The organism is uncultured Campylobacter sp. (assembly GCF_938018035.1).
In the GTDB taxonomy this organism is placed as follows: domain Bacteria; phylum Campylobacterota; class Campylobacteria; order Campylobacterales; family Campylobacteraceae; genus Campylobacter_B.
In genome coordinates, this window is sequence record NZ_CALIJF010000346.1 from 1 (window position 1) to 6,966 (window position 6,966).

Here is a 6,966-nt window from a genome sequence, read left to right on the forward strand (position 1 = left end):
TAGCCCATCTTTAAAATTTACGTGCGCGTAATTTACGCTTAAGCTTTTGTGCCCCTCTGCGCGTCCCTTGAATACGCGCCCGACCGCCCACATCATCGGATCGCGATAGCCTTTGGCTGCTCGCACGCCCTGTATAAGCTCATCCAACTCCTCTATCGTTTTAAATTCTTTAGACATTCTTACTCCTAAAATTAATTAAAAATATCGTTTATTTTACCGCCTTTTAGGCACTTTTCACGATCGATTTCGATTTGTTTTTTGAGCTCGGCGTCCTTGGCAAACACGCTTTCATCCACCAAAGTACTCGGCAAATTTATCATAATCGCGTCGTGAGAGCCGCTAAAACCGCTTAAATTTTGTCCAAAATCTTTTTTAATGAGCTCGTTTTTGCTACTTATATCTCCGCCATCGCAGTGAAAGTCCGATCCGCCGCCAACACAATCGCATCTTATTTTGGTATTATCATCGTATACACGATTCACCAAATAAACGTTTTCTTTCAAATTTATACTGCTTATCGGATTAAAAACGAGTACGGCTAGAATTTTATTATTATGCGGATTTGACACCTCCCAGCGTACGGCACGATATGAACTTAGCATCACTACAAGCGGCTTTTTCGATTTTTCTAGCGCGACGACTACTTTATTATCATTCACATCACTTTCGTAAATGGCAGCTAGCCATATATCGAAATTTTGACCTTTTAGCTTAGCAGCTACCTCGCTTTGTTTATAAAAATTTGGCTCATCCTTAAAATCCACCAAAAGGCTAGTGGTATGCCAATTGTTGGCGAACCAAACCTCGATCTTGTGGCGCCCTTTACTAAATTTATGTACGACGGCTTTGTTTCTAGCATTTTCGGAGTCGTATATCTGCTCGCCGTCTATCGCAATACGTAAATTCGCCCAACTAAAATCCGCCAAAATCATCTGTTGCACATCCTGCTTGAAGTCGAAATTCCCGACCCAATAGGCGATAAATTTTTCGGAAGGTATTTTGTGGAACTTGTCGTAAGCGAAATTTAAATTTATATTTTCGACCGTTTCCGAGAAAACGACGGTTTTCGGATCGTCTTTATTTAAGTAAAAAGCCAAAAACTTATCCGCTGGAATCTGCTTGCCCGCCGTGATCTCACTCGCCCATTTTTGTGTGTCGTTAGCGTTTGCACAAGCAAGAAATACGCAAAAAGCCAGTAAAAATACTCTTAAAATTTTCATTTTTTCCTCCAAATTTTAAATTCCATCCTATCTAAACACATCATCCATCGGCGTGCTTTCGCATTTCTTGCGGTCCGCTTCTACCGAGAGTAGGCGAGCTTTACTGTCGTCTAAAATTTTTGGTGTAATAACAAGCCCCGGTAGATCTAAGGAATTTACGGCGTGCTTACCGGCAAATGCCCCCAGGCCTCTGCCAAATATCCCGTTTACGCGCCCGTTCATATCATAAATCTCGCTGCCGTCGCAGTGAAAGACATTGCCGGAGATGCACTCGCATTTAAGCCCATCCGCAGCCTCTGTGTATCTGTAATCCTCGACGTAAAGCGCACCGCTTACGCCACGGACACTACTTATGGGGTTGTAAATTAACACGGCTAGAATTTCATTCTTTTGCGGATTTGAGATCTCCCACTCCACGGCGCGATATGAGCTAAGCAGTAGCACGATGGGCTTATCGGATTTGGCTAAATTTAGCTTGACGCGATTATTCATCTGCGCGCTTTCGTAGATTGCGCCGAGCCACAGATCGTAGTCCTTATCCGCAGGGATCTTGGCTACGGCGTCCTTTTGACGATAAAAGGGCTCTACATCTTTAAAATCCACGAAAAGCTCGCTGGAATGCGCGTCATTTAAAAACCACGCTTCGATCTTGTGCTTGCCCTTGCTAAATTTATACGTAAGCGGGCGCTTTTGATTGCTCGACGTCCCGCCCAGCACGTCCGTGCCATCTACGGCGATTACCAGCGTAGACCAGCCGTAATCTCCTAGCACCATCTTTTCGACATCTGCATCGAAATTAAACTCGCCGACCCAATACGCCATAAGATTTGGAGATGGAATTTCATGGAAGGAATTTCCTTCATAATTGACGCTGATGCGATCGACGTTTTCAGAGAAAACCACTTTCTTAGGCTCATCTTTATTCAGATAAAACGCCAAAAACTTATCCTGCGGGATCTGCGCGTCCGCGGTAATCTCTTTCGCCCATTTTTGCATATTGCTCTCTTGCGCGAACGCCGCAAATGCAAGCACCAAAATAATCAAAAACCTCATTACCGACCTTTCTTATTTCGTATAAAAGTAAAATCCCTAGGCTTAGGGATTTTGCCGCTTTGGCTCCACAGCCTATACGAATTAAATTCCAACTGCTTAAATGTCAGCTGCGCGAGAAATTTACTTCCGCAATCACTACAGATAAAATTTCATCCCAAATAAACTCTACAGAGGCTTTCGCAGATAAACTCCACCGCCATAAGGCCCGGCGAAATAAAATTTAAACTAGCACAATGCTGTGGCTACCGCTAAAAAGCTAGGCGCGATAAATTTCAAGCCTAAAATTCATCGCTAAAGCCCCATCTTAAAATTTTAAAACAAAGTTTTAGCGATAAAATTTTGCATTTTAAAATTCCGCGGCAAAGCTTTATACTTAAAATTTTACATTTAAAACTCCAAGGCAGAATTCTACGGCAAATTTTACCTCGCTGAATTGAGCGTTTGGAATTTAATTTTCGCCGTAAAATTTCACGCTTAGAATTTTATTTAAAATCTCACGCAACGGAGCTTGGTAAAATTTTAGCTCGAAATTTCAAGCTTTAAAATTTAATGCTACAACCTCTGCACGAAATTCTATACACAAAAATTTTACTGGCGCCATAAAATTTCGCGGCAAAATGGCAGCGAAATTTTAACGCAGAATTTCGAGCTTCAAAATTCAGCATGAAATTCCAAGCCGCGAAACCCGCTTAAAATTTTACCCGCTAAATTTACGGGCAAAATTCTATGACGGATTGCATACCGAAATTTTGCGAGCATTATAAAATTTGCAGCGAAATTCGACGAGAAATTTCAAACTATAAAATTCCGCGCCAAATTCTAATCTGCAAAATTCAAGAGAAATTCCACGCAAAATTTGACGCCGCGCCCGCCAAAGTCCTAATTCGAGCAGGCGCTCTTTCCGTCCATCACCGGCTGGATCGCGGAGTTGTCCGCCAGCTCCTCGCGATCGATCTTCTCGATCTTTTCCCACAGCTTGCGCGCGGCATCTTCGTAGCGCTTTGCGCTTAAAGAATCTGGCGCGTAGAAGCTTACCGGCTTGCCGCTGTCGCCGCCCTCGCGGATAGCGATCTCGATCGGGATCTCGCCGATTACTTCGGTGTTGTATCGCTGCGCCAGCTTTTGCGCGCCGCCGCGACCGAAGATATCGTACTCCTTGCCGTTATCTGGGCAGATGAAGCCGCTCATATTCTCGATAAGGCCTGCGATCGGGATGTGGAGCTTTTCAAACATATCAAGCCCGCGCGCGCTGTCGTCTAGCGCGACCGTCTGCGGCGTCGTGACGCACACGCCCGCCGTCACCGGCACGCTCTGAGCGAGCGTAAGCTGCGCGTCGCCCGTACCAGGAGGCATATCCAAAAACAGCACGTCCAGATCGCTCCACGCCACGTCTTTTAGCAGCTGCTCAATCGCTTTCATTATCATAGAGCCGCGCCAGATAAGGCTCGCGCCCTCCTCCATCAGCACGCCCATGCTCATCATCTCCACGCCGTGGCTTAAGATCGGCTTTAGCTTCTGCCCAACGACGCTTGCTTGCGTTTTATCTTCGCCCATCATTCGCGGCAAATTCGGCCCGTAAATATCGGCATCCAAAATCCCCACCCTCTTTCCGAGCTTTGCCGTGCTGATGGCTAAATTTAGCGTCGTCGTGCTCTTGCCTACGCCGCCTTTGCCGCTGCTGATCATCACGAAATGCTTGATCTGCGGCGCGATATTTTTTCCGCTGCGAGAGTTGCTCTTTTCCTCGGCGATCTTGGGCTGTTTGATTAAAATTTCCACGTCCGCGCCGAGCGCCTTTTGCGTCGCCGATCTGAGCTCCGCTGCAATCTCAGGCTTGGCACTCGGAATTTCGATCCCTACGAAAATTCTATCGCCGATCTCGACCTCTTTTACAAATCCAAAATCCACGATGCTTTTAGAAAAGCCCGGATAGATCACGCTTTTAAGCAAATTTAAGACTTCGTCTTTACTCATTCTTTCTCCTTATTTTCGGTTAAATTTCTACTGATTTTATATGCGCAAAATTTCGGCCCGCACATCGAGCAAAACTCCGCGCCCTTGTAAATTTCATCGCCCAGGCTCTCGTCGTGCAGTTCGCGCGCATGCGCAGGATCGAAGCTAAGCTCAAACTGCCTGTTCCAATCAAAATTATACCTCGCATCGCTCATCGCGTGATCGCGCTCTATCGCGCCCGCTTTGCCTAGCGCGACGTCTGCGGCATGAGCGGCGATTTTATGCGCGATGATGCCCTCTCTGACGTCGCTTGCATTGGGAAGGCCTAGATGCTCCTTGGGCGTTACGTAGCAGAGCATGCTTGCGCCGCAATACGCAGCCATCGTCCCGCCGATAGCCGAGCTGATGTGATCGTAGCCCGCGCCGATATCGGTCGGAAGCGGCCCCAGCACGTAAAACGGCGCGTCGCGGCAGAGCTTGCGCTCTAGCTGCATATTTAGCTTGATCTCGTTAAACGGAATGTGCCCTGGACCCTCGATCATCACCTGTACGTTTTTTTCATTCGCGCGCAGGGCTAGCTCGCCTAAAATTTCAAGCTCGCTAAGCTGCGCCCTATCGGTCGCGTCGTATAAGCAACCGGGGCGCAAGCCGTCGCCTAGAGATAGCGATACGTCGTAAGCGGCGCAGATATCGCAAATTTCATCAAACGCCTCGTAGAAAGGGTTTTGCTTATGAAATTTCATCATCCACGACGCTATCAGCGAGCCGCCTCTGCTTACGATACCCATCTTGCGACGGGACAGCAGCGGCATAAACTCGAGCTTAAAGCCCGCGTGGATCGTGAAATAATCCACTCCCTGCCGCGCCTGCTTCTCGATCGTGCTAAGAATAGCGCTCGTTTTTAAATTTTTAATATCGCCCAGCTCATGGATCATCTGATAGATCGGCACCGTGCCTATGGGTACGGGCGAGCGCTCGATTATCGCGGCGCGGATCTCGTCCAAATCGCCGCCCGTGCTTAGATCCATCACCGTATCGGCGCCGTATTTTAAGCACGCTTCAAGCTTTTCCAGCTCGCCCTCGATATCGCTCGTCGTGCCAGAGGAGCCGATATTGGCGTTGATCTTGCACCGCAGCGCGCGCCCGATGCCGATGGGCTTTAAGCTTTTGTGATTAACGTTTGCGGGGATGATCGCTCTTCCTTGCGCGATAAGATCACACAAGGCCCGCACGTCCATGCGCTCGCTTTGCGCGACCTCTCTCATCTGCGGCGTCACTTCACCTCTTTTTGCAAAATAGATCTGCGTTACGCAGCTTTCGGTCATTTTCGCCTCGCTTACTTAAAAATGCGCGTATAATATAACAAATTTCATTAATCCTTACTTTTCTTTTGCCGTTTATTTTTGTAACGTAAGCTGAAATTTTACCGCCGCGCCGCGTAAATTTACGCCTAAGCTTAAGATATTTTAGCTCGCAAGCCGCGATTAATTTTGCTTTCATTTTTAATACGTATAATTTCGTAACAAAATTTCAAGGATAAAATTTGAAAGATATATCGCTGATTTTGCTCGCCGCGGGCGATTCGAGCAGGTTTGAGCTGAGCGTCAAAAAGCAGTGGCTGCGCGTGGGCGAGCTGCCGCTTTGGCAATACGTCGCGCAAAATATCGCGCGGGCGCACCCATTTAAAAAAATCATAATCGCCGTAAACGAGGAGGACGTGAGCTATTGCGAGCGCCTTTATGCGTGCAGCTTGGCCTCTGCGCGCAGAGGAAGTGCAGAGTGCGACACGAGCGAGTATAAATTTCAAAGCGAGCAGGACGAGGTCGAATGCGGCGCAGACGATCTAAACGACGCAAGCAAGCCGCGGGGCGCGGAAAATTTTAAAGCTCAAGTCGGATGCGGCGCAGATGAATGCGGCTCTGCAAATTTAAAATTTCACTTCGCCCCGGGCGGCGCAAATCGCCAAAGCTCGCTAAAAAACGCGCTGCAGCTCGTAGATAGCGAACTCGTGCTCGTAAGCGACGTGGCGCGTGCGCAAATTTCGCCAGGGCTGATCTCCTCGCTGATACGAAATTTAGGCAGCGCAGACTGTATCAGCCCCTACCTCGACGTAAACGACACGACCTATCTCGGCGAGCGTATAGTAGAGCGAGATGAGCTGCGCCTCATCCAAACGCCGCAGCTTTCGCGCACGGCGCTACTTAAAAAGGCGCTTGAGGGAGACGAAATTTTTACCGACGACAGCGCGGCGATCGGCAGCGCGGGCGGACGGTTGAAATTTATAAAAGGCGAAGCGGGCGCACTTAAGATCACGCGCGCAAGCGATCTGGCGGCGCTAAATTTAAAACCCTGCTCGCGCGATATCTTTTGCGGCACGGGTTACGACGTGCATGCGATCGAAAAAGGCGGGGGTATCGTGCTTGGCGGCGTGCAAATTCCGTGCGAGTTCGCGCTGATCGCGCACAGCGACGGCGACGTAGCGATCCATGCCCTAATCGACGCTATCTGCGGCGCGGCGATGCTGGGCGACATCGGCGAGCTCTTCCCCGATAGCGACGTCAAGCTTAAAGGCGCGGACAGCAAGGAGCTGTTACGAAAGGTAATGCGGCGCGTCAGAGGCTACGGCTATGAGCTCGTAAATGCCGATATCACAATCATCGCGCAGCGCCCGAAGATCGGCATTTACAAAGCGCAGATGCAGGAGGTTTTAAGCGAAATTTTAAACTGCGCGCGCGTCAAT

At 48.6% G+C, this 6,966-nt stretch carries 6 protein-coding genes; 1 reads left to right on the plus strand and 5 read right to left on the minus strand.

The annotated features are described in order from the left end of the window. From Q0257_RS10540 to thiC, 5 genes are all read right to left on the minus strand, one after another. Nucleotides 1-177, minus strand: a 177-nt coding sequence (locus tag Q0257_RS10540) for a tetrahydrodipicolinate N-succinyltransferase N-terminal domain-containing protein (RefSeq protein ID WP_298024681.1), incomplete at its 3' end; no start/stop codon positions are given. A gap of 14 nt (nt 178-191) precedes the next feature. Beyond that, complete coding sequence (locus Q0257_RS10545) at nt 192-1,220, minus strand: hypothetical protein (protein ID WP_297880751.1); 1,029 nt, start codon at nt 1,218-1,220, stop codon at nt 192-194. 27 nt (nt 1,221-1,247) lie between these two features. Then, nucleotides 1,248-2,273: a hypothetical protein gene (locus Q0257_RS10550; RefSeq protein WP_298024675.1), complete on the minus strand. Its 1,026-nt coding sequence runs from the start codon at nt 2,271-2,273 to the stop codon at nt 1,248-1,250. A gap of 879 nt (nt 2,274-3,152) precedes the next feature. Then, a complete protein-coding gene (locus tag Q0257_RS10555; RefSeq protein ID WP_298024676.1) occupies nt 3,153-4,247 on the minus strand; it encodes an Mrp/NBP35 family ATP-binding protein in 1,095 nt (364 codons plus the stop codon). Next, nucleotides 4,244-5,551 carry a phosphomethylpyrimidine synthase ThiC gene (gene thiC, locus Q0257_RS10560; RefSeq protein WP_298024678.1) on the minus strand — a complete coding sequence of 436 codons (1,308 nt, stop codon included), beginning with the start codon at nt 5,549-5,551 and terminating at the stop codon, nt 4,244-4,246. Before thiC ends, Q0257_RS10555 begins: the two co-directional genes overlap by 4 nt. A 218-nt stretch (nt 5,552-5,769) precedes the next feature. On the opposite strand from thiC, the gene ispF reads away from it, so the two are divergent. After that, nucleotides 5,770-6,966, plus strand: a 1,197-nt coding sequence (gene ispF, locus Q0257_RS10565) for a 2-C-methyl-D-erythritol 2,4-cyclodiphosphate synthase (protein WP_298024680.1), incomplete at its 3' end; no start/stop codon positions are given.